Genomic DNA, 20400 nt, shown 5'->3' on the forward strand with positions numbered 1-20400 from the left:
AATCACTCTGGCGCTACAATTTTTCCTTCAATCGCTGAAGCTGCGGCCACAGCGGCAGAAGATAGGTAAACTTTTCCTTCAGGGGAACCTTGTCTACCTTTGAAGTTTCTGTTTGAAGTGGAAAGACTTACTTCGTCAGGTCCGATTATTCCGGTGTGCCCTCCAAGACAAGGACCGCAACATGGGGCGGATACAAGCGCTCCAGCATCAACGAAGATTTTTATTAATCCTTCTTCAAGTGCTTTTGTGTATATTTCTTTGGATGCCGGTATCACTAACATTCTAACTCCTTTAGCAACTTTATTTCCTTTCAATATTTTTGCGGCATCCTGCAAATCATTTAACCTGCCGTTTGTACAAGAGCCTAAAAAGACCTGATCAATCTCTTGGTCAACTTCACTTACAGGCTTTACATTATCGACATTGTGAGGGCAAGCGACTTGAGGCTCCAAATCGCTAACGTCAATATTTATAATATTAAGAGAGGATGAATCCAAATCGGTTTTATATACTTTATATGGTTTGTTGGAATGCTTTTCAACATATCCTACGCTCTTTTTATCAGGTTCAACCAAACCGGTTTTTCCACCCATTTCAATTGCCATGTTACATAAGACCATTCTGTCTGAAACGCTCATGTCAGAGACGGTTTCACCTGCAAACTCACAGGCCTTATATGTTGAGCCGTCCACACCAACTTTGCCTATTATATTTAAAATAACATCTTTGGCATACACGTTTTCTTTTAATTTGCCAGTAATGTTGAATCTATTTGTTTCAGGCACTTTAAACCATAAATTGCCTTCTGCAAAAACCATGGCCATATCTGTAGAACCAATTCCTGTTGAAAATGCTCCTAAAGCTCCATGAGTACATGTATGTGAATCTGCACCTACAACAACCTCTCCTGGTACAATGTGACCTAATTCCGGGAGAATCTGATGACATACTCCAGCATTTACATCATAAAAATGTTTGATTTTTTGTTCTTTTACGAATTTTCGCATAATGATATGATTGTTGGCTGAGTCAATTGAGTCTGCCGGAACCTGATGATCAAATGGAATAACAATTTTTGAGGGGTCCCATACTTTTTCAGCTCCAATCTTTTTAAAAGACTCTACTGAAAGAGGTCCAGTCAAATCATGTGCCATTGCTACATCAATATTTGCTATAACAATATCTCCAGCCTCTACTTTGTCTTTACCTGATGCTTTAGCTAATATTTTTTCAGACATTGTTGGCATATTTTCAACCTCTTAATAATGATAAATATTTTTGTATTTTGAAATATATAAACTCTCTTTTTATGTGGGTTTTTTGAAGATTTATATATAATGTTTGACAAATTATATTTCATGAGCAACTCATTTTTTAAAAGATTCAGAAAAAAAGAAGAACCTGTTATTGAAGAGGAACCTTCAATTTGGGAAGATAGGATTTTTTGGGTTACTACATTACAAAAAATTGCTCTTCCTGTGTTAGGAAACCTGGCAAAAAGTTCTCTTAGGAAAAAGATGCCTAACGAGTCAATTAGTGTGGATAATAAAAAATTCACATATCTTGAAGCTTTCGCACGGGTATTTAATGGAATTGCCCCATGGCTGGAATTAGGTCCTGACAGTTCAGAAGAGGGTGAAATGAGAGAAAAATATCTTCGTTTAACATTAAAAGCTATTATGAATGCTGTTAATCCGAATAATAATGATTATATCTTTTTTGTAGAACCTAAACAATCTTTAGTTGATGTTGCTTTATTTGCTCAAGGATTACTCAGGTCAAAGAATCAAGTTTGGCCTAATTTGCCAATGGATGTCCAAGCTAAAATTATTCATGAGCTTAAGAATACAAGAGTTATTGCTCCATATGAAAATCATTGGTTGTTGTATACCGCTATGATTGAAGCTACACTTTTGGAATTTACAGGAGAATGTGATAAGGAGCGTTTGACTTATGGAATTCATAAATTCAGAGATGAATATTATATGGGCGATGCAATTTATTCCGATGGCGAATCATTTGATTTAAGTTATTATAACAGTATAATTATTCATCCTATGCTAAATGATATTTTGGCGGTCATGAGAAAATACGGCATTTCCGACGGTGAATTTTTGGATGTTCAATTGATGAGATCATCCAGATTAGCTGCTCAACTTGAAAGGCTTATTTCACCTGAAGGTACCTATCCTTTACTCGGAAGTTCTTTGACATATCGTTGTGGTGTTTTCCATTTATTATCTCAGGCAGCTTTGCTTAAAATTCTACCTAAAAATTTAAATCCCGCTCAAGTGAGATCAGCACTGACAAAAGTTTTAGAAAGACAATTCGGAGGTACACAAAACTTTTCTTCTGATGGCTGGTTATTAATGGGATTAAATGGAAATCAAGTGGATTTGGCTGAAAAAGATGTTAATGTTGGCAGCCTATATTTATGCTGTTCAGTATTCTTGGCCTTAGGTTTGGAATTAGAAGATGAATTCTGGACTGAACCTGCTTGTGACTGGACTACCGTCAAAGCGTGGAATGCACAAAGCACATCAAAAGACATATCTATTGATTTTTAATTTAATTCGTATAAGTTCCCGTAATTATATAATTTAATTCCTTTTGGAACTTTACTAATTATATTTTTTGTATCGAATATTACTGGATTTTTCATATTTTTTGAAATTAAATTATAGTTAGGGTTTTTGAATTCGTTATGGTCGCATAATATTAAAATCAAATTGGCATCTTTTGTAGCCTCATCAAAACTCACGAAATCATCATTGTTAATATGCGGATCATGTATTGCTATATCATATCCGTCCTGTTTTAGTCTGGCGATAATTTCATATGCTGGACTTTCCCTGTCGTCTCCAGTATTTCCTTTATATGACACGCCAAATACTGCAATTTTACCTTCAGGAATTATTTTTTCAGCGTTTTTACAAACGAATTCCGGCATTGAATTGTTGGTGTCCCTTGCTAATTTGATGATTTTTGCAGTTTCCGGAGCTTTTGCATAGATAAAATAAGGGTCAATCGCAAGGCAGTGGCCTCCAACACCAGGGCCTGGAGAGTGCAGGTTTACCCTTGGATGCTTATTTGCCATTTTTATCACGTCCAATGCGTTTACTCCTATTTCTGCACAGATTTTAGCAAGTTCATTAGCAAGTGCAATATTGACATCTCTGAATGTGTTTTCCATACATTTTGACAATTCTGCAGTTTTTGCTTCAGTTAACATCAGGTACCCTTCAACAAATTGACCATAAACTTCTCTGGCTTTTTTAGCACATTCTGGTGTAACTCCACCAATAATTCTGTCATTGTGAACCAATTCCTCTAATATTTTTCCCGGAAGAACTCTTTCAGGACAATGAGCAAGGTACAGATCTTTTCCGATTTCAAAACCTGCATTTTCAAAAATAGGCTTTATGGTTTCATCGGTTGACATTGGAGCTATTGTCGATTCGATAATGACTGTATTTCCATTCTCCAGAAATGGAAGTATTGATTCGCATGCGCTCACGACATAACTCAAGTCACAGCTATAGTTTTCAACAATGTATGGTGTTGGCACAGTTATTATAAATGCATCTGCTTTTTGAGGAGTTAATGAAGCCACATATACTTTATTTTTAATAGCATTTTTGATAATGTCAGATATTCCGGGCTCTTCGATGTGTATGATTCCTTTGTTTAAGTTGTTCACTATCTCTTCATTAACATCCACTCCAACGACTTCACAGTGATGTCTTGTAAACAGTGCTGCTGTTGGAAGCCCGATATAACCTTGGCCGATAATACATACTTTCATTGTTTCAACTCCTCTCTTTTAAATATTAAGTTAATATATATTCTAACATATATTAAAGTTTTAAGTGATACCATGAAAATTTTAGTTACAGGTTCAAATGGAATGCTGGGGCACGATTTAATCGATGTCTTAAAGGATAATCATGAATTGATTCTTACAACATCCAAAACATTGGATATTACTGATAAAGATAAGGTTATTGAATTCATTCGTGAAAATAATCCTGATATCGTTATCAATTCGGCGGCATATACTGATGTTGACGGCTGTGAAGAAAACCAGGACATTGCATATGCAGTCAATGGTTACGGAGTTGAAAACCTTGCTTTGGGATGCAGAGAAGTCGATTGTCCTTTAGTTCATGTAAGCACAGATTATGTGTTTGACGGAACCGCCAGGGACCCAATCAGGGAAGATGGCAAAATCGGTCCTATCAGTGTTTATGGAAAAAGCAAACTCAAGGGAGAGGAAGCCATTCAGAAGATACTTGACAAGTTTTTCATTGTAAGGACAGCATGGCTGTACGGAATAAATGGGGGAAATTTCCCAAAAACAATGTTGGAATTAGCCAAAAACCATTCTGAAATTACTGTTGTATATGATGAAGTTGGAACTCCAACCTATACTCCAGATTTGGCTTATGCAATTTCACAGTTAATCGATACTGATTATTATGGAATTTATCATATTACAAACTCAGGCCACTGCTCATGGTGTGAATTTGCAAGATATATTTTTGAGGTAGCCGGCAGTGATGTTAATGTTATTCCTGTTACAGCTTCCGAATTCGCAAGGCCTGCTCCAAGACCCCATTATTCAGTATTGGAAAATAAAAGATGGATTGACAATGGGTTTGAGCCGCTTCGCCATTATAAGGATGCTGCTAAGGAATATATTGAGCTGATAAAATGAATAAAAAACTGATGTTTTTTCTTGCATTAATACTGACTTTACTTTTGATTGGATCTGTTAGTGCAGGATTCTTTGATTTTCTGAATTTTGGAGGAGATTCCGGTTCCAGCAATGTTAATGTTGTTGAAGACGGACAGTATTGTACTGTAAATGAAGTTGCAGCTTATATTAAGGAGTTTCATAAGCTTCCAAGCAATTACATCACTAAAAGTGAAGCCCGTGATTTGGGCTGGCAAGGAGGACCGCTTAAAAAATATGCTCCCGGAAAAAGCATAGGTGGAGACACATTCACAAACAGGCAGCATGTACTCCCAGACAGCGATTCAAAATATATTGAATGCGATATAAATGCAAACGGCACTAGCCGTGGAGCCGAAAGGATTGTTTACAATTCAGGCAATTATAAAGTTTATTATACCAGTGACCACTACAACACATTTAAAGAAATCTGATACTATGGAAATCGATGGAAATCTCATTATAAAAGAAGGGCATGATTATTTAAAGGAAGCGTTTGATTTTCCTGATTATTATGGAAAGAATCTTGATGCATTATATGATTGTCTATGCGAAATAGGTGTCGAAACTGAAATTGTTCTGATAAATGGGCAAGGAGTTTCCAAAGACTTGATTGACACATTCATAGATGCGTCCCGTGAAAATGAACTTTTGAATTTCAGATGTGAAACTTTTTAAATTATTTAAAATAAATAACTAATATGAAGGAGATAATTATGAAGGGCATAATATTAGCTGGCGGGTCAGGAACTCGTCTTTATCCAATTACCAAAGCCGTTTCTAAACAGCTGTTACCTTTGTATGATAAACCAATGATTTATTATCCGATTTCCGTTTTGATGCTTTCAGGAATTAAGGAAATTCTGATTATATCCACTCCAAGAGATTTGCCTATGTATAAGGAGTTATTGGGTGACGGAAGTCGTTTGGGAATTAAATTTGAATATGAAGCTCAGGAAAATCCCAACGGTCTTGCGGAGGCATTTATCATAGGTGAAGATTTCATTGGTGATGATAATGTTGCATTGATTTTAGGAGATAACATATTTCATGGACACAGATTCACAGAAATCCTAGAAAGAGCCACTAAACTAAAGGAAGGTGCAATAATTTTTGGTTATTACACAAATAATCCAGAAGCATTTGGCGTTGTTGAATTTGATGATGAATGGAATGTTTTATCCATTGAAGAAAAACCCGATAATCCAAAATCCAACTACATCGTTCCAGGACTCTATTTCTATGACAATGATGTAATTGAAATAGCTAAAAACGTAAAGCCGTCCGAAAGGGGTGAAGTTGAAATAACTTCAATCAATGAGGAATACTTAAAGCGCGGAAAACTTAAGGTCGAACTTCTTGGAAGAGGAATGGCCTGGCTTGATACAGGAACTCATGAAGGATTATTGGAGGCATCAAACTTTATTGAAACTGTTCAAAAAAGACAAAGTTTGTATATTGCATGTCTTGAAGAAATTGCATATCTTAAAGGTTATATTTCAGATGAAAAATTATTGAAAACAGCTAAAGAGCTTGAAAAAACCGATTACGGACAATATTTATTTAATTTAGTTAAGAGAGGAAAATAAATGGGAAAATTTAAGTTTACAGAAACTGGTATTGATGGTATGTTTGTCGTTGAGCCTACTGTGTTTGAGGATAATCGTGGGTATTTTATGGAGACATATCAGGAAAATGATTTTAAACAAGCTGGTTATGACTTGAAGTTTGTTCAGGATAATCAGTCCAAGTCTTCAAAAGGAGTTTTAAGAGGTCTTCACCTGCAGCTGAAGTATCCTCAGGGTAAACTTGTTCGCGTGATTAAGGGCGAGGTTTTTGATGTTGGAGTCGATTTGCGCGGAGATTCCCCAACCTACGGTAAATGGTATGGTGAAATATTATCCGAAGACAACAAGAAACAACTCTACATTCCCCCTAAATTTGCACATGGATTTGTTGTATTGTCTGATGAGGCCGAATTCCAATACAAATGCACAGAATTCTACCATGGAGAAGACGAAAGCGGTATAAAATGGGATGACGAAGACATAGGAATCGACTGGCCGTTGGATGGCATTGATGAAATAATATTATCTGAAAAAGATAAGGAATGGAAATCATTTAAAGAATCCAAAATCAAATACTAAAAAAAGTGATTTATTATGACAAATATCTTAGTTACAGGTGGAGCAGGGTTTATAGGAAGCAATTTCGTAAGATATATGGTAAACAAATATCCTGATTACAATATCATAAACTTGGATTCCCTGACATACTGCGGAAACCTTGAAAACCTAAAAGACATAGAAAGCAGGGAAAACTACTCATTTGTGAAAGGAGACATCCGTGATAAATCAGTCGTAGATGATTTGGTTAAAAAATGCGACTATGTAATCAACTTTGCTGCTGAAAGCCATGTTGACAGAAGCATAAGCGACCCGGAAATATTCATCAAGTCAAACGTACTTGGCACACAAGTGCTGCTGAACGCTGCAAAGGAATACGGTGTTGAAAAATACATTCAAATTTCAACAGATGAAGTCTACGGAACATTAGGAAAAACCGGATACTTCACAGAAACCACACCACTACAACCTAACAGCCCATATTCAGCTTCAAAAGCTGGAGGAGACTTGATTACAAGAGCATACTTCGAAACATTCGATTTACCGATAAACATTACTCGCTGTTCAAACAATTACGGGCCTTATCAGTTCCCTGAAAAACTAATTCCACTGATGATTTCAAACGCCCTTGAAGACAAGAAATTACCTGTTTATGGAGACGGCAAAAACATCAGGGATTGGCTCCATGTACATGATCACTGCACAGCAATAGATCTTGTTCTGCATGAAGGAAAACTTGGTGAAGTCTACAATATTGGTGGAAACAACGAAAAACAAAACATAAACATTGTAAAATTAATATTAAAAGAACTAAATAAGGATGAATCACTAATTGAATTCGTAACTGATAGATTAGGCCATGACAGAAGGTATGCAATAGATTCATCAAAAATTCAGGATGAACTTGGATGGGCTCCGAAATATACCTTTGAAACAGGTATTAAGGAAACAATACAATGGTACCTAGACAACCTCGACTGGATTGACCAGGTAAAAAGCGGAGAATATCAGGAATACTACGACAAAATGTATTCAAACAGGTAAATTTACACGAGATTTACCTCATTTTTTTTATTTTTCCGGTTGTTTGGTTCAATTGCCGTATTTTTTTTGCATTGATATTTCAAAAATTAAATAATTATTATTTTAATCTGTTTAAATTCTTTTTTATTAATTTATCTAATTGTATACTTGTTGTTAAATATATTGGTTTTAATTCTTTATTATAGAATAAAAACATCTATTTTGCCTTTTTATTTTTTAAAAAAAGATACTTTTATATATAATAATTTGTTAATTTTAAATAGTATTATAATATTAATTTTTGAAAATCTTTTTTTCCAATTAATATTAAGGGAAATGGTGATTTTGGATGTTGGAACAATATTTGCCCTATATTGCACTAATAATATTTGGAAATATTGAAAATTTAGTTTTATCCTCTCAGGGCGTTGTTGCTGGTGTTAATCCGGTGAAATTGGCTGTTGCAAGTCTTATTTGTGTTAGTTTATGGTTGATTATCGGAACCTTTGGAACTCAAATGTTAATACAATATGTCGATATTATTGAGTTCATAGGTGGATTTGCAATATTTGTTTTAGGATTTCAAGCAATGTATGAATCAGTATTTCATAATTAGGGATGATTGAATGTTAGATGATTTGAAACCGTTTTTAATATTGCTGGTTTTCGGAAACATTGAAAACCTGATTTTGGCCGCACAGGGTGTTGCAGGCTCAGTTAATCCGCTAGGTCTTGCTGCTTTAAGTCTACTAGTTGCTTCCTGCTGGTTATTAATTGGAACATTCGGTACCAAACTTGCAATCAAATATGCAAAATATATTAATTTTATCGGCGGTCTTGCAATATTCATTTTAGGTATTCAGTCTATGATGAATGCACTTCCAGGAATTTTAAAATTCTTCCATTAATTATTTTTGATTATTATGAAATATTCTAAACATAAGCTTTATGGTTATTTATTCAGTTTATTTAAGGTTTTTCCTATAAGCAGCAATAGGATATCCTTCATCATAGATTCTGGAGAGTCCTTTAAGGGTAACCTGGATTACATTAAAAAGGAATTTGAAAGAAGAGGAAATTTTGAATTTAACTTTTTTTATAAAGACAAACTTTCCTTTTCTAGTTTTAAAAAATTGGCCACATCAAAATACATATTTTTAAACGATAATTTTTTTCCACTCGCTTTCATGAATTTTAAAGATGAAAGTATTGTTACTCAATTATGGCATGCACCGGGCGCTTCTAAAAAGTTTGGAGGATCCGTTGCAAGTGCTGATGAGCTGGAAATGCTTTCGAAAATTGGAAATAATACAGATTATTTGATAACATCTTCCAAAAATATTGAAAACCAGTATGCAGAGGCCTTTCAAATTGACAAGAAAAAAATCAAGCCACTTGGTCTTCCAAGACTTGATTATTACTTCGAAAATCATGACTTGAATAAAATCAAATCCGAATTTTGCAAAAAATATGGTGGGGATGCAAATAAAAAGATTATTCTCTACGCCCCTACATTTAGGGATGAGGAACGCTATAACAATGTCTTCAACTTTTTGGATATGAAAAAATTCAATGATGCTTTGGGCGAGGAATATGTTCTTGCTTTAAGGCTTCATCCAAAAATAAAAGACTTTTATCACGAAAATATAGAGTCCAGCGAAAACTACATAGACTGCAGTGATTATCCATCCGAACAGGAATTGATGATGATAAGCGATATTTTAATCACTGACTATTCGTCCATTATGATTGAATTTGCGATTTTAGATAAGCCAATTCTTTTCTTTGTTTATGATTTGGATAGTTATTTAAGTACTGAACGTGGATTTTATTACGATTTTAAAAAAACCGTTCCGGGTAAGTTGGCTTATGACTGCGATGAGTTAATAGATGCAATTAATAATAATGATTTTGATAAAAATAAAATGATAAGTTTCGTCAAGACACAATTTGATGCAATTGATGGTAAATCATCTAAACGAGTTGTTGATTTTCTTTTAAAAAATGGTAGGTAAAATGGATAATATTAAGGTTAGTGTTATAGTACCCGTTTTCAATAATTCAGAGTATATAGGTACAACACTTGATTCAATAATTTCTCAAGATTTTGATGGCTATGAGATTATAGTAATCGATGACGGGTCAACTGACGACAGTCTGAAAATAGTAACTGATAAGCTAAAGACGGCTGATATTCCAAATACTATTATTCATCAGGAAAATCAGGGAGTTAGCGGTGCTAGAAATAAAGGAATTGAAGTTTCCCATGGTGATTATTTGGTTTTTGTCGATGCCGATGATTATATCACACCAAATCATTTATCATGCTTATATAATGGCGAAACCGACTTCAGTCTAATACAACTGGTCAAAAAAGATGGCGACATTACTTCCAGTCCTCATGTCTATCAGCAGGAGGATATTTCAGCTAAAGAATTCATTGAAATGGAACTTAAAATGCAGATTCCGTTTAATTTCGTACAGCTGATGTATAAATCCGACATAATCAAGAACAATTCAATTAAATTTTCCAGAGATTACATTTATGGTGAAGACACATATTTTGCGCTGATGGCATTGGGCTTTGGTGATAGAATAGCTATTTCCAACGAGGTAACCTATTATTATATCCAGCATCCGAAATCAGCAATCAGAACATCAGAGTTCAGACGCTTTGACATTGTAAGCGTATTTGAAGAGCTGGCTGATTTTTATAAAAAGATTGGATTGGATGATTTGTCTGATTTGATAACTACATCCAGGATTCCCCGGGCCATATTTGGAAACATGAATTATTTTTTCTATAATTCATATGATTTTGATGAAGTGATTGAGAAGATGAAAGAGCTGGACCTGTTTACAAAATTGTCCAAATTTGAAGGGGACAGCAAATTTAAGCTTAAAATTAGATTATTTTTATTAAACCCTAAAATATATTATAAAGTGTGGAAAAGATTAAAAAATTCGATTGATTAGCATGAAGGTTTCTGTAGTAACTCCAAATTACAATGGAGAAAAGTTCCTGAAAACATTTTTTGACTCTCTTAATGAGGATAGTGAACTTATAGGGGAGTTGATTATAATTGATAATGGCTCAACAGATAAGAGCAAAGAGTATATTGAAAATTATTCTTTCAGATTTCCTGTCAATCTAATCGAAAACAGTAAAAATGTAGGTTTTGCCCCTGCAGTAAATCAGGGCATAAATCAGGCAAAATATGATTATATATTCTCAATCAACAACGACACTAAGGTCAAAAAAGGATCCATTAAGGCATTGGCGGATTTGATTTCATCCTCTGAAGATATTTTTTCTGTTCAGGCAAAAATGCTTCAATTCAACAATAAGGAACTGATTGATGATGCAGGTGATGAGTACAATTTGCTTGCATGGACTAAAAAAACAGGAGAAAACCACAAGTCAATCGAATATTGTGAAGTTAAAGAGATATTTTCCAGCTGTGCGGGGGCGGCAATGTATAGAAAGTCAATCCTTAACGAAATTGGAATGTTCGACGATAACTTTTTCGCATACATGGAAGATGTGGACTTGGCCATCAGATCAAAAATAAATGGTTATGTCAATTTGCTGTGTCCTCAGGCCATTGTATATCATGTTGGAAGCGCTACAAGCGGAAGCAGATACAATGAGTTCAAGGTAAGGCTGGCAGCACGCAATAACGTTTGGGTTGTTTACAAAAATCTCCCCATTCCCCTAAAAATCATTAACTTCATTTTTCTGTTCATTGGTTTTTTAATCAAATACATCTTCTTTTTGAAAAAGGGTTTCGGCTCAACTTATCTGGCCGGAATTAAAGAGGGTCTGAATACAAGAGGTAAGATAGGCAAAGTAAAATTCAGTTCCCGAAATACAAAAAACTATTTTAAAATCGAGTACAGATTAATTATTAACACATTTAAATTTTTAAAAAAATAGATGGTTGAGTTTTATGGACCTTTCTGTTGTGATTGTAAATTACCAAACATTCGAATTAACCAGGAATACTGTAAATTCCATTTTAAAATACGATTATCCTTTCAGCTATGAAATTCTTGTGGTTGATAATGCATCCGGCGACGACAGCCTATCCAAGCTTCAGGATTACTTTGGGGATAAGGTGGAATTTATCGCATCACCAAGCAATTCAGGATTTGCTGCTGGAAACAACCTGGCTTTAAGTGTTGCAAAGGGTGAGTATGTTCTCCTTTTGAATTCGGATACTATTGTTTGGGAAAATGCCCTGGAGGACATTTATAATTATATGGAATCCCACTCTGATGTTGGGGCATCCGGCTGCAGGGTTCTTCTGGAAAATGGTGATTTGGACAAGGCATGCAAAAGGACTTTTCCGAATGTCAAGAACTCATTTTTTAGACTGTTTCATATTCCAAACAAAAGCAAGGATGACAATTACAATTTGGATAATCTGCCCGATGATGAGGTTTATGAAATTGACTGTCTGACCGGTGCGTTCATGTTCATTCGAAAAGATGCCCTTGACGAGATTGGTTTTTTGGATGAAACCTTTTTCATGTATGGTGAGGATATTGACCTGTGTTTCAGAATAAAGGAGGCAGGATGGAAAATTGTCTATTACGGAAAATCAAAAATTACTCATCTCAAGGGAGCTAGCAGTAAAAAACAAAAATCTAAATTAATATATGAATTTTACAGGGCAATGTATATATATTATAAGAAACATCATGCCAGCGAATCTTTTTTCTTAACAAATATTGTTGTGTACATTGGAATTTTTGTTTTATGCGTTTTAAAACTATTTTTAAATTTGTTTAAAAAGAAAAGTTAAATAATATATCATACCTAATAATATAATAACACTAGTTTTTTGGTTGTTATTATGATAAAGGAAAATCAAAGATTATTGAATATCATTTTAGTTTTAATCGATGTATTGGTCATCGTCATTTCATTATGGTCTTCAATATGGTTAAGATTTGAAACAACTTTATTTGGCCCGATTGGAGGGCATTTGGGTTATGATATCTATATTATTTTCATGTTAGTCGTTATCATTCCTGTCTATATTATTCTTTATTTCGCTTTTGGCTTGTATAAGCCTAGAAGAACCTATAAGAATATATTTTCTGAAGCGACACAAATTATCAAAGTAAATATCGTAGCGTTTTTTGCATTTGTTTCTATTCTGTTTATCATCAATGAACCGAACTTTTCAAGAATAATGCTAATGTTGCTTGTAACCATTGCAACATTTTTAGCGATTATAGAGCGTTTCATTATCAGAAGCGTTTTAATTAACATGAGAATCAACAACAAGAACCTAAAGCATATTCTCATCGTTGGTGACAATGATTTGGCATTTACCTTTGCCCATAAAATAAAAGAGAATCCCTACCTTGGATTTTCAATCGGCGGAATTTTGGGAAGGCCGGAGCATGTGGGTAAAACGGTTAATGGAGTCAAGTTTATAGGCTCTTTTAAGGATCTTGATAAAATTCTCGAAAAGCACAGGTTTGACCGGGTTGTTTTGGCAATTCCATTAAAATATTATTACCGTATTAATGAACTAGTGGAAAGCTGTGAAAAGGTCGGAATTAAGGCAGAAATCATTCCTGATTATATTAGATATTTCCCAGCGCAACCATCCGTAGACATGATTGAGGATATACCGATTATCAATATTCGTTATGTTCCTTTGGATGATGACTTTAATAAATTTATAAAAGGACTGAGTGATTATGTAATTGCACTGATAGCTATTATCATAACATCACCGATTATGTTGATTACCGCAGTCGCCGTCAAGCTGACATCTCGAGGACCAATAATATTTAAGCAAGAGAGAATAGGTCATAACTCTAAGCCGTTCATGATGTATAAGTTCAGAAGTATGAAAGTTCAGGATCCAAGGCTGGAAAAATCTGAATGGACTACAAAGGATGACCCTAGAAAAACATTGGTCGGAGATTTTATAAGAAGAACAAGCATTGATGAATTGCCTCAATTTTTCAATGTTCTAAAAGGTGACATGAGTGTTGTTGGCCCAAGACCTGAAAGGCCATATTTTGTTAAACAGTTCAAAGAATCAATTCCAAAATACATGGTCAAACATCAAGTCAAACCAGGTTTGACCGGATGGGCTCAAATTCATGGATGTCGTGGAGACACTTCCATTAAAAAACGTATAGATTATGACATTGAGTATGTAGAGAACTGGCATATGGGTTTAGACTTAGGAATAATGATTAAGACAGTATTGAAGAAAAATCCTAATGCATATTAATTTTTTTTCACATTTTCACATACGTGTATTTCGACAAAATTTATTATGAAATTTTCAGTAATAGTGATAGTGATTACTTTTCAAATGCTCTCTCTAATACTTTATATACAGACTAGTTATAAAATAATAATTAACTTTTCTATGAGGGGTTTGGTATGCAAGAAGAAATTTTAAAATTATACGAAAAAATTCAAGATAAACTTTCACAAGAAGAGTTTTTAGCAGAAATGGATCAAATCAGTAAAACCAACTTCAAAGATGTTCCATTTGTCGATGAAGTAAATTTAGCACGTGAAGTACTGAAAAATCATGGCATAACTGACTTTGAAGATATTCCTGCAGAAACTGAATCAAGTGATGATGAAGAATCCGACAATGAAACAGGTTTTGTAATGACTGAAGATCTTTTGGAAAAATACGAAAAGGTAAAAGATAAAATAACTCAGGAAGAATTTCTTGCCAGAATGGAGGAATTCAAAAAACAGGAATCTGCAAATCCTTTCATGAACGATTCAGGTTTTGCTGACATGGTTGTCGGTGAATTAATTGACGAAGAGGTTGAAGTAGTATCAGAAAAACCTGAATTTGCCGTAAATACAATTAGCGAACTTGAAAAGGGCAGAAAAGAAGCTACTATAGAAGGAAGAGTTATATCAATATCCAATAAAAGGTCATTCAAAACTCGTAAAGGTGGCAAAGGTGAAGTATGCAACGTGGAATTGCAGGACAACACTGGAACTATGAGAACAGTCTTCTGGACTCAAAACATGCCTCTTTTAAAGAAATTCAATGAAGGAGACATTATTCAAATTAAAGGTGTCGATATTAAGGACGGCTATTCCGGACTGGAAGCTAACTTAAGGCCAAGGTCATCCGTTATCAAATTGGAAGAAAATCCGTCAAAATTCCCAGTTTACAAAGAGGAAATCACTGACATTGCTGACATTCAACCGGATACTAAAGTAAACATTATTGCAAGGATTGTTAGAATTCCAACTGTAAGAAGCTATGAAAAAAATGGAAAAGAAGGGAAGGTTGCATCAATTGATTTACAGGATGCTTCCGGAAAAATCACCTATACTTTATGGAATAAAAATGTTGAATTAATCGATGAATTGAAACTTGAAGACGGAGATACCGTAAAAATCCTTTCCGCCCAGTCACGTGAAAGAACAAACAGGGACGGCATATCCGAAATTTCATTAAGCCATTGGGATGGAAGAATTATCAAAGGTGACTTTGATGTTCCTGAAATTGAACTTGAATTCACTCCAATTGGTGATTTAAACGAAGGAACCGACCTGTCAATCAAAGGTGTTGTCGTAAGGATTCAGGATATAAGGAAGTTCATTAGAAAAACCGACAATACTGAAGGAAAATTAAGAAACTTTGATGTAGGTGATGCATCAGGATCTATCAGAGTAACAGTCTGGGGTGACGATACAGATTTGCCAATCAATAAAGGTGATATTGTTAAAATTATTGGCGGTGATGTTCGTTTTGATGAATACACTCAAAGTGGATACTCAATGAACACTAACTTTAATACTCAAATTACTATCAATCCTGAAAATTTATCTGTTGAAGAAGTTGAAGAATTTGAAAGGTTAAGGGAACAATTAAGACCTACTCCTATTGGAAACATTGGTGAAATCGATGATGATGGAATTGAAATCGATATTATTGGTAGATTCCTTTCAATCAATGATGTTAATGAATTCCAAAGGGATGATGGTTCTGTTGGAACTGTTCGTTCAGCTATTTTTGCAGATGAATCTGGAAAAGTACAATTGTCCTTATGGAATGAACGTGCTGAAGAAGAATATGAAGTGGGAGACGCATACCAAATTGAAAATGCTAGAACTAGACTTGGAATGTATGATGTTGATTTAAACATCGGAGGAAGTTCTAGACTTATTAAATTATCCGAAGAACAAGCTTCCGCAATGTTTATTCCAGAATTGTCCACATTGGAAAAAGCACTTTATGACTATAAGAAAATCTCTGATGTGGATGAGGATGACACAGATATCATTCTTGTCGCTAGAGTGATTGAATTAAATGACATTCGTAATTTCGATAGGGATAATGGAGACACAGGCAGCGTTAGGAATATAGAGGTAGCTGATGATACAGGTTCAATAAGAGTTGTATTATGGAATGAAGATGCTGAAATGGATTTGGAAGTTGGAATGCCAATAAAATTACAAAATCCACGCATTACATTAGGTATAGACAACCGTGTTGAAGCAGTTGTTGGCAGAGGAACTACAGTTTTAGAACCATCAGAATCTGAACTGAATAACTTACCAACTTATGATGAATTAAAAGAAGCGATTTATGTTCCAAAAACTATTGAAGCACTATTGGAAGATGATACCAATATTCGTGTCACCGGTAGGATAATTGATGTAAGCACTGACAAGAATGTTCTTAAAAAATGTCCTAACTGCAGATCAAATGTAGAATCAACTATTGAAGAAAATGTCTGTGATAATTGTGGACATACATTTGATGAACCTAATTACACATTGATGGTACCTACCAGACTTGAAGATGATACTGGTGAAATTCAAGCTACATTTTTCGATAAATTAGCTGAAGAACTCATAGAAATGAAAAAAGAAGATGTCATAAATCTCGTTGAAGACGGATTGGGCATTGAAGATAAACTTCAAGACTTGAACGGCTTAACAGTAGAAATTATTGCTAATGTAAGCTTTGATGAATATAATGAAGAAAGCAGGTTAAATCCTAAAAAACTTATTTCAAAATATTATTAAAATAACTAAAAAGGAATGATTATTATGGTAGAATTAGCAGATTTGCCAGGTGTTGGTGAAAAAACAGCAGAAAAATTAAAAGATGCAGGTTTTGCTGATATGATGAGATTAGCTACAGCTACTCCAAAGGAATTGTCTGTAAAAGCAGAAATTGGAGAAGGTGTTGCTGAAAAAGTTATTGAAGCTGCACGTAGGGCTGAAAACATTACCTTTGAAACAGCTTTAGAAGTGGATGAAAGAAGAAAAGATGTAGGTCATATTACTGTTGGAAGCCAGGAATTCAATGATTTAATCGGTGGTGGAATTGAAACCCAGTCTATTACCGAAGTATTCGGTGAATTTGGATCCGGTAAAAGTCAGATTTCCCATGAATTGGCTGTTACTGTTCAATTACCTGAAGAACTTGGAGGACTTGATGGTGAATGTGTATTTGTAGATACTGAAAACACTTTCCGTCCTGAAAGGATTAGACAAATCGCTGAAGGTTTTGAATTGGATAGTGAAGAAGTTTTAAGTAGAATTCATGTTGCTCGTGCATTTAATTCAGCTCACCAAATTTTAATGGTTGATAAAATCAATGAACTTATTCAAAGCGGAAACAATGTTAGATTAGTAATTGTTGACTCATTGATGGCTCACTTCAGAGCAGAATACGTTGGAAGAGAATCTTTGGCTGTAAGGCAACAAAAATTAAATCAGCATTTGCACTCCCTTCAACAAATTGCTAACACTTATAATGTGGCTGTTTTCTTAACAAACCAAGTACAAGCTAAACCTGATTCATTCTTTGGAAGTCCTACAAAAGCTATTGGTGGACACGTTTTAGGACATGCTTCTACTTACAGAATTTGGCTTAAAAAAGGATTGGCCGGTAAAAGAATTGCTCGTTTAGTTGACAGTCCTCATTTGCCTGAAGGTGAATGTGTATTCAAAATTACTAGCGAAGGTATCGTTAGTTAATTTTTCTTTTTCTTTTTTTTCAATTACTTTTTTATACTATAAAATTTAATTAATATTCATGAATGAAATTGAAATTACTATTTTATCAATTATTTTAATGATTGGTGTTGGATATGTTCTTAAAAGGATAGATTTTCTATCTGAAAAGGATATTACTCCATTGAATAAAATTGTAATGACTATTTTATTGCCGTGTATGATTTTTTCTGCACTGTACTCATCAGATTTATCATTGATTCCAAAATTAGGAATTTTACCTTTTGTTATTTTAGCTTCTTCATTCGTAACCGGAATTGTTTCATTTTTTATTTTGAAAAAGTTGGGCTTTGATGATAAGAAGTTATGGAGCGTTTTAGTAACTGTAATGATTGCTAATACTGCATTTATGGGATATCCAGTTAATTTAGGTATTTTTGGTCATGAAGGATTTTTGAGGGCTATTTTTTGTGATATTGCAACAATGTGCATTTTTTTAATTTTATCATTTGTTCTGGTTTTAAAGTTCGGAGGAACCCTAAAAAAAGCTGTTCGAAAAATTGCTCTATTTCCTCCGTTATGGGCTATCATATTGGGTTTCGGTCTCAATGTTTTAAATGTTCCAATTGGACCTGTTTTAGACAATACTATTAATTATTTGGGAGACGGTGCCATTCCTTTAATAATGATCTCCTTGGGATTATCCATTGATTTAAGCGGTCTTTCCAGAAGCAAATCTATGATTGCATTTACTTCAGTAATGAAATTGTTCTTTTTTCCGTTGGTTGCATTTTGCATAGTCTCATTTTTGGGTCTTGTGGATTTGCAGTACACAGTCACTGTTATTGAGGCGGCAATGCCATCTGGAATGCTGTCATTATTGCTTTCAATAACTTATAATTTGGACTATGAATTGACTTCAGATTGTATTTTAATCAACACTGTAATCTCTTTGATTACACTTCCGATAATTATAATGATTTTATAGCTGAAAATTTGAAATTTTATCCTAATCTAAATTTTTTATTTTTTCTATAACTGATTAAAATGATTTCTTTTCGTTTAAATAGATTTATTTATTATTATTTTAACTCTTAATCTATTTCATAAATCTTTTCATATCATCATATATAAACTTTACTCTACAATTTCTATAGAAAGCTTTATAAGTGTGTATTTACTACATTAGTATATCTAATACTATGTAAAATTTTACTACTTATTTTTAAAATTGCAATTTTTTATGTATATTAGATATTTTTCACGACTTGTACAAGGAGAAAAATAAAATGGCAGAAGAAAATAATAACGAAGAATTAAGGATAGGAGTTTACGTCTGTCACTGTGGTGTAAACGTTGGTGGAGTCGTAGACTGTCCTAGTGTAGCTGAATATGCTAAGACCTTACCTGGTGTAGTTCACGCAACCGATTACAAATACATGTGTTCTGACCCTGGTCAAGCAATGATTCAAGAAGATATCAAAGAGAAAAACTTAAACAGAATTGTTGTAGCAGCTTGTTCCCCTCGTCTTCACGAACCTACTTTCCGTAGATGTGTAGAAGAAGCAGGATTAAACAAATTCTTATTTGAATTTGCTAACTTAAGAGAACAAGACTCCTGGGTACACATGAACCAACCTGAAGAAGCTACCGAAAAAGCTAAAGACTTAACACGTATGGCTGTAGCTAAAGCAAGATTACTCGAACCATTAGAAGCTACCAAAGTAGCAGTAGATAACAAAGCATTAGTTATCGGTGGTGGAGTAGCTGGTATCCAAACCGCTTTAGATTTAGGTGACATGGGATTCAAAACCTACATGGTAGAAAGAAACCCAACCATTGGTGGAAGAATGGGACAATTAGATAAAACATTCCCTACTCTCGACTGTTCAATGTGTATTTTAGCACCTAAAATGGTAGACTGTTCCAAACACGAAAACATCGAATTAATTTCCTACGCAGAAGTAACTGAAGTAGACGGATACATCGGAAACTTCAAAGTTACTATTGAGAAAAAAGCAAGATATGTAGACGAAGACTTATGTACTGGATGTGGAGCTTGTCAAGAAGCTTGTCCTATCGAAATACCTAACTACTACGACGAAGGTGTAGGTATGGTAAAAGCTGCTTACATTCCATTCCCTCAAGCTGTACCATTATGTGCAACTATCGATAAAGATTACTGTATCGAATGTAACTTATGTGTACAAGCATGTGGACCAGACGCAATTGACCACAACCAACAACCTACTGAAATTGAATTAGAAGTTGGTACTATTGTAGCTGCTATCGGTTACGACCCATTCGATCCTTCCAGTATTTACCAATACGGATACGGACGTTTCTCAAACGTTATTACCGCTATGGAAATTGAAAGGATGATTAACGCATCCGGACCTACCGGTGGTCACGTAATCAAACCTTCAGACGGTATCGAACCTAAACGTGTTGCATTTATCCACTGTGTCGGTTCCAGAGATGAACAAATCGGTAAACCATACTGTTCCAGAGTATGTTGTATGTACTCCATGAAA

The 20400-nt window shown here is 34.5% G+C and carries 20 protein-coding genes; 18 read left to right on the forward strand and 2 right to left on the reverse strand.

Annotated elements, in window-relative coordinates; translation table 11 throughout:
* Positions 1 to 2: 2 nt before the first annotated feature.
* Positions 3 to 1247, reverse strand: coding sequence for a homoaconitase large subunit (gene hacA / locus QZV68_RS00280; protein ID WP_296877449.1), 1245 nt, complete (start codon positions 1245 to 1247; stop codon positions 3 to 5).
* Positions 1248 to 1337: 90 nt separating this feature from the next.
* On the opposite strand from hacA, the gene QZV68_RS00285 reads away from it, so the two are divergent.
* Positions 1338 to 2567 (forward strand): DUF2264 domain-containing protein, encoded by a 1230-nt coding sequence (locus QZV68_RS00285; protein WP_296877450.1) that lies wholly within the window; start codon positions 1338 to 1340, stop codon positions 2565 to 2567.
* Here QZV68_RS00285 and QZV68_RS00290 read toward each other — a convergent pair.
* Positions 2564 to 3805, reverse strand: a complete 1242-nt coding sequence (locus QZV68_RS00290; RefSeq protein WP_296877452.1) for a nucleotide sugar dehydrogenase — start codon at positions 3803 to 3805, stop codon at positions 2564 to 2566. The genes QZV68_RS00285 and QZV68_RS00290 overlap by 4 nt on opposite strands.
* Positions 3806 to 3877: 72 nt before the next feature.
* Between QZV68_RS00290 and rfbD the strand changes: the two genes are divergently transcribed.
* The 17 genes from rfbD to QZV68_RS00375 form a co-directional block, all read left to right on the forward strand.
* Positions 3878 to 4717 carry a dTDP-4-dehydrorhamnose reductase gene (gene rfbD / locus QZV68_RS00295; protein WP_296877454.1) on the forward strand — a complete coding sequence of 280 codons (840 nt, stop codon included), beginning with the start codon at positions 3878 to 3880 and terminating at the stop codon, positions 4715 to 4717.
* Positions 4714 to 5169, forward strand: a complete 456-nt coding sequence (locus QZV68_RS00300; protein ID WP_296877456.1) for a ribonuclease domain-containing protein — start codon at positions 4714 to 4716, stop codon at positions 5167 to 5169. Before rfbD ends, QZV68_RS00300 begins: the two co-directional genes overlap by 4 nt.
* Before the next feature lie 4 nt (positions 5170 to 5173).
* Entirely contained in the window at positions 5174 to 5413 is a 240-nt protein-coding gene (locus QZV68_RS00305; protein ID WP_296877458.1) for a barstar family protein, read from the forward strand.
* Positions 5414 to 5451: 38 nt separating this feature from the next.
* Positions 5452 to 6324 carry a glucose-1-phosphate thymidylyltransferase RfbA gene (gene rfbA, locus QZV68_RS00310; protein ID WP_296877460.1) on the forward strand — a complete coding sequence of 291 codons (873 nt, stop codon included), beginning with the start codon at positions 5452 to 5454 and terminating at the stop codon, positions 6322 to 6324.
* On the forward strand, positions 6325 to 6882 hold the full coding sequence (rfbC, locus tag QZV68_RS00315; protein WP_296877462.1) for a dTDP-4-dehydrorhamnose 3,5-epimerase: 558 nt from the start codon (positions 6325 to 6327) through the stop codon (positions 6880 to 6882). It begins immediately after the preceding gene.
* 15 nt (positions 6883 to 6897) lie between these two features.
* Positions 6898 to 7905, forward strand: coding sequence for a dTDP-glucose 4,6-dehydratase (gene rfbB, locus QZV68_RS00320; RefSeq protein ID WP_296877464.1), 1008 nt, complete (start codon positions 6898 to 6900; stop codon positions 7903 to 7905).
* Between the two features lie 328 nt (positions 7906 to 8233).
* Positions 8234 to 8500 (forward strand): hypothetical protein, encoded by a 267-nt coding sequence (locus QZV68_RS00325; protein ID WP_296877465.1) that lies wholly within the window; start codon positions 8234 to 8236, stop codon positions 8498 to 8500.
* A gap of 10 nt (positions 8501 to 8510) precedes the next feature.
* Complete coding sequence (locus QZV68_RS00330) at positions 8511 to 8792, forward strand: hypothetical protein (protein ID WP_296877467.1); 282 nt, start codon at positions 8511 to 8513, stop codon at positions 8790 to 8792.
* A 15-nt stretch (positions 8793 to 8807) separates the two neighbouring features.
* Positions 8808 to 9899, forward strand: a complete 1092-nt coding sequence (locus QZV68_RS00335) for a CDP-glycerol glycerophosphotransferase family protein (RefSeq protein WP_296877469.1) — start codon at positions 8808 to 8810, stop codon at positions 9897 to 9899.
* A 1-nt stretch (position 9900) separates the two neighbouring features.
* Positions 9901 to 10860 carry a glycosyltransferase family A protein gene (locus QZV68_RS00340; protein ID WP_296877471.1) on the forward strand — a complete coding sequence of 320 codons (960 nt, stop codon included), beginning with the start codon at positions 9901 to 9903 and terminating at the stop codon, positions 10858 to 10860.
* Between the two features lies 1 nt (position 10861).
* Positions 10862 to 11821 carry a glycosyltransferase family 2 protein gene (locus tag QZV68_RS00345; RefSeq protein WP_296877473.1) on the forward strand — a complete coding sequence of 320 codons (960 nt, stop codon included), beginning with the start codon at positions 10862 to 10864 and terminating at the stop codon, positions 11819 to 11821.
* A 13-nt stretch (positions 11822 to 11834) separates the two neighbouring features.
* Entirely contained in the window at positions 11835 to 12692 is an 858-nt protein-coding gene (locus QZV68_RS00350) for a glycosyltransferase family 2 protein (protein ID WP_296877475.1), read from the forward strand.
* A gap of 51 nt (positions 12693 to 12743) precedes the next feature.
* Complete coding sequence (locus QZV68_RS00355) at positions 12744 to 14147, forward strand: undecaprenyl-phosphate glucose phosphotransferase (protein ID WP_296877477.1); 1404 nt, start codon at positions 12744 to 12746, stop codon at positions 14145 to 14147.
* A gap of 155 nt (positions 14148 to 14302) precedes the next feature.
* Positions 14303 to 16930, forward strand: coding sequence for an OB-fold nucleic acid binding domain-containing protein (locus tag QZV68_RS00360; RefSeq protein ID WP_296877479.1), 2628 nt, complete (start codon positions 14303 to 14305; stop codon positions 16928 to 16930).
* A gap of 24 nt (positions 16931 to 16954) precedes the next feature.
* The gene (gene radA / locus QZV68_RS00365; protein ID WP_292607441.1) at positions 16955 to 17890 is read left to right on the forward strand and encodes a DNA repair and recombination protein RadA; all 936 of its coding nucleotides are present in this window, start codon (positions 16955 to 16957) and stop codon (positions 17888 to 17890) included.
* A gap of 58 nt (positions 17891 to 17948) precedes the next feature.
* Complete coding sequence (locus QZV68_RS00370; RefSeq protein WP_296877481.1) at positions 17949 to 18854, forward strand: AEC family transporter; 906 nt, start codon at positions 17949 to 17951, stop codon at positions 18852 to 18854.
* A gap of 301 nt (positions 18855 to 19155) precedes the next feature.
* A partial coding sequence (locus tag QZV68_RS00375) for a CoB--CoM heterodisulfide reductase iron-sulfur subunit A family protein (RefSeq protein ID WP_296877483.1) occupies positions 19156 to 20400 on the forward strand: 1245 nt, incomplete at its 3' end.

Origin of the sequence: uncultured Methanobrevibacter sp. (assembly GCF_902801725.1) — an archaeon.
Lineage (GTDB): Archaea > Methanobacteriota > Methanobacteria > Methanobacteriales > Methanobacteriaceae > Methanocatella.

Excerpts from the sequence above, each read along its gene's own strand:
- radA (WP_292607441.1), top strand. The coding sequence starts at position 16,955 with ATGGTAGAATTAGCAGATTTGCCAGGTGTTGGTGAAAAAACAGCAGAA.
- QZV68_RS00330 (WP_296877467.1), top strand. The coding sequence starts at position 8,511 with ATGTTAGATGATTTGAAACCGTTTTTAATATTGCTGGTTTTCGGAAAC.
- QZV68_RS00355 (WP_296877477.1), top strand. The coding sequence starts at position 12,744 with ATGATAAAGGAAAATCAAAGATTATTGAATATCATTTTAGTTTTAATC.
- QZV68_RS00300 (WP_296877456.1), top strand. The coding sequence starts at position 4,714 with ATGAATAAAAAACTGATGTTTTTTCTTGCATTAATACTGACTTTACTT.
- QZV68_RS00290 (WP_296877452.1), bottom strand. The coding sequence starts at position 3,805 with ATGAAAGTATGTATTATCGGCCAAGGTTATATCGGGCTTCCAACAGCA.
- rfbB (WP_296877464.1), top strand. The coding sequence starts at position 6,898 with ATGACAAATATCTTAGTTACAGGTGGAGCAGGGTTTATAGGAAGCAAT.
- QZV68_RS00325 (WP_296877465.1), top strand. The coding sequence starts at position 8,234 with ATGTTGGAACAATATTTGCCCTATATTGCACTAATAATATTTGGAAAT.
- QZV68_RS00350 (WP_296877475.1), top strand. The coding sequence starts at position 11,835 with ATGGACCTTTCTGTTGTGATTGTAAATTACCAAACATTCGAATTAACC.
- rfbD (WP_296877454.1), top strand. The coding sequence starts at position 3,878 with ATGAAAATTTTAGTTACAGGTTCAAATGGAATGCTGGGGCACGATTTA.
- rfbA (WP_296877460.1), top strand. The coding sequence starts at position 5,452 with ATGAAGGGCATAATATTAGCTGGCGGGTCAGGAACTCGTCTTTATCCA.
- QZV68_RS00305 (WP_296877458.1), top strand. The coding sequence starts at position 5,174 with ATGGAAATCGATGGAAATCTCATTATAAAAGAAGGGCATGATTATTTA.
- hacA (WP_296877449.1), bottom strand. The coding sequence starts at position 1,247 with ATGCCAACAATGTCTGAAAAAATATTAGCTAAAGCATCAGGTAAAGAC.
- QZV68_RS00370 (WP_296877481.1), top strand. The coding sequence starts at position 17,949 with ATGAATGAAATTGAAATTACTATTTTATCAATTATTTTAATGATTGGT.
- QZV68_RS00335 (WP_296877469.1), top strand. The coding sequence starts at position 8,808 with ATGAAATATTCTAAACATAAGCTTTATGGTTATTTATTCAGTTTATTT.
- rfbC (WP_296877462.1), top strand. The coding sequence starts at position 6,325 with ATGGGAAAATTTAAGTTTACAGAAACTGGTATTGATGGTATGTTTGTC.
- QZV68_RS00285 (WP_296877450.1), top strand. The coding sequence starts at position 1,338 with ATGTTTGACAAATTATATTTCATGAGCAACTCATTTTTTAAAAGATTC.
- QZV68_RS00345 (WP_296877473.1), top strand. The coding sequence starts at position 10,862 with ATGAAGGTTTCTGTAGTAACTCCAAATTACAATGGAGAAAAGTTCCTG.
- QZV68_RS00340 (WP_296877471.1), top strand. The coding sequence starts at position 9,901 with ATGGATAATATTAAGGTTAGTGTTATAGTACCCGTTTTCAATAATTCA.
- QZV68_RS00360 (WP_296877479.1), top strand. The coding sequence starts at position 14,303 with ATGCAAGAAGAAATTTTAAAATTATACGAAAAAATTCAAGATAAACTT.